Raw genomic sequence first — 2457 nt, 5'->3', positions numbered from 1 at the left:
CCTGCATAAAGCGGGCACCTTTAGCAACGCCATCTCCCGTCAAGCTAAACGCATGAATAACTGGATGAAAAGCATTTTGCAAAGCCTCAGCAGAGGGTGGCGACTCGTATAAATTTATCCACTGCTCACGGTCACTGGGGGCAAAGGTGGTTTGCAATAGCCCAATCAATAACTGGTATCCTGCACCTTGAAAGTCCAGACGGGGGAAGTCTATTTCTTTAATGTTAGGGTCAGATAATTGGGCGAGTGTAATTTTTGTTTTTTGACCGTCTTGGGTGACGACGGGTAGCCATGCATCCGTGATAATATTCATATAACGTCCTGTTTTTTTTGTCGTGGCAATGCAAATTCCTAAACCTGTGCTAGCTAAGATATTAGCGGAAAGCGGGATTGGCTACAGTAAAAAGTTAAGCATGAAGTAAAGTAAAAGAAAAGACTCTTCATCTATACCCCTACTTAACAACTGGATTTAAGTCAGTAATTAAGCAACTGAATTAATAATAGCTTAGCTAGAATAAAGATACAAGGTATTTATTCGAAGCTTCTTTCGAACTCCAATCAGAAATTATTTTATTTTATTTTTCAAGAGTTAAAGAGAGGTATAATTCTTATTCCCAAAATAGAAGCTCTTGTTAAAATTAAGTTGAAACATTGGTTATATAGGGATGAACCGCTTCTTTCGAAGTCAGAAAACCGTTCCCCACCAAGGTGGGGATTTTCATGCCAGTTCAATCAATCCCTTATTCGTATCATACAAAAACTTAGTATCGCTGCTAGGCATCCATAACCTTTTATAATTCAGTCCTCGATAACGTGTCTTAAGTTGCTCCTGCACACCATCTGGCAGCTTGGCCAGTTTGTCTGCCATTTTTTCGCTAATCTTGAGTGTGCTTAATTCGATGGCAAAGTCGCTAGAATCAGCATAAAAAATTTCAGCAGCAGATAGCCAGCTATCTGTAAGCGTTGCCGTATTTAAAATAACCACCTCACACGTTGGCATTTCTTGATAGCGAGTACCCACCTCACTATTGGCCGTCGTTTCATTAGAGAACCACCTAGATTGACTTTCTTTACTATAGCCTTTTTGCCAATCGATAAGCATATCTTTGGCACTATACTTTTTGCGGTTTTGTTGGCTAACATCGGCTTTACTGGCTGCTTGTAGTACCTCTGGGATTAACTCTTGCGCCTTATTAGAATAAACGGATTCAATCAATAAACGGGCATCCTTGGGCAAATCAAGACAGCGTTGCTGCATTAAAATACGCATGGTGAGCCAAAGTTGGCCTGTGTGCTGATACACGTATTGGCTTTTGGCAAAGACATTGCTATACCATTTGTCATCAATGGGTGTTTCAGTAAATTCTGGTGCTAATATCATTAGCGTGGGCTTTGGTCTAACAGAGTGCTGTAAATCATTGTTTTGCGCTTTAGCATTGACGACTCTATTGCCACTCGCATCCCGTTGATGTCGATGCAGCCTGCCCGCGCGTTGAATAATATAATCAATCGGGCATAAATCGCTAATCATCACATCTGCATCGGCATCTAGCGACTCTTGGAATACTTGTGTAGCTATCAATATCTTGCCGGCACGCTGTTTGGCGGTACTGTGCTTGCCAAAGCATGCTAAAACCTCGTTTTCAATACGTTTGCGGTCAACTAGGGCAAAGCGGCTGTGAAATAGTAATATATTATCAGATGCTATACCTGCGGCTAACAAGTCATCATAAGCATTAATCGCATCGGCGACTGTATTGCGCACCCATACCCCGCATTGCTGGTTTTGCGCCGCTGTCACCAAATAAATTACGGCATCCGTAGGCGCATGTATAAAATCGACCGCTAAGCAACGGGCTACCCGCTCTGGGCTAGTAATAGCCACCTCGTTGACTAGATCAACACCGTCACTTGCCCCAGCGATAACCTGCGTTGCTAGTGGAAAATGGTCACACTGGGTTTTGTCTTCAACCGCCTCGGTGCTGTATTCAAGTTGCTCGGCATCCAACCACAATTTAGCCAATGCTTCGCGTTTATCGAGGCTTAACGTTGCCGTGAGTAAAATAGCATGCCCGCCTTGATGCAGATGGACTTGCAACAGCGATTGCAATAACTCAAACATATAACTATCAGCACTGTGCACCTCATCAAATATCAATACTTTATGATGCAGCCCAAATAAGCGTAACGGCTGATGCTTTTTAGGTAAAGCAGCCATTAACGCTTGGTCTATTGTGCCCACGCCTATATCTGCCAATAATGCCCGCTTATTGCTGCTGGCAAACCAAGCATGGCATTGACTGTTAATGCTATCGCCCGTTTCTTCAGAGCCTTTTTGAGTATTTTTATCGTCATTAGCATTCGCCAGCAGTCGCTGAAAGGTATCATTCATGTTTTTACTCCCATGTGCTAAAACCAAAGACGGCGTGGACGTCGATTCAGTACTAGCACTGGATG

The 2457-nt window shown here is 43.1% G+C and carries 2 protein-coding genes; both read right to left on the bottom strand.

Features of this window, described 5'->3' with window-relative positions:
* Positions 1 to 313 (bottom strand): type I-E CRISPR-associated protein Cse1/CasA (gene casA, locus QZ265_RS10580; RefSeq protein ID WP_296405986.1); only part of this gene is annotated, 313 nt, incomplete at its 3' end.
* 405 nt (positions 314 to 718) lie between these two features.
* On the bottom strand, positions 719 to 2457 hold a 1739-nt coding region (gene cas3, locus QZ265_RS10575), incomplete at its 5' end, for a CRISPR-associated helicase Cas3' (protein ID WP_296405985.1).

This window comes from Psychrobacter sp., from assembly GCF_018260395.1.
GTDB lineage: Bacteria > Pseudomonadota > Gammaproteobacteria > Pseudomonadales > Moraxellaceae > Psychrobacter.
Note: the sequence above shows the minus strand (reverse complement) of the source record. Positions and strands in the feature narration are given on the sequence as shown.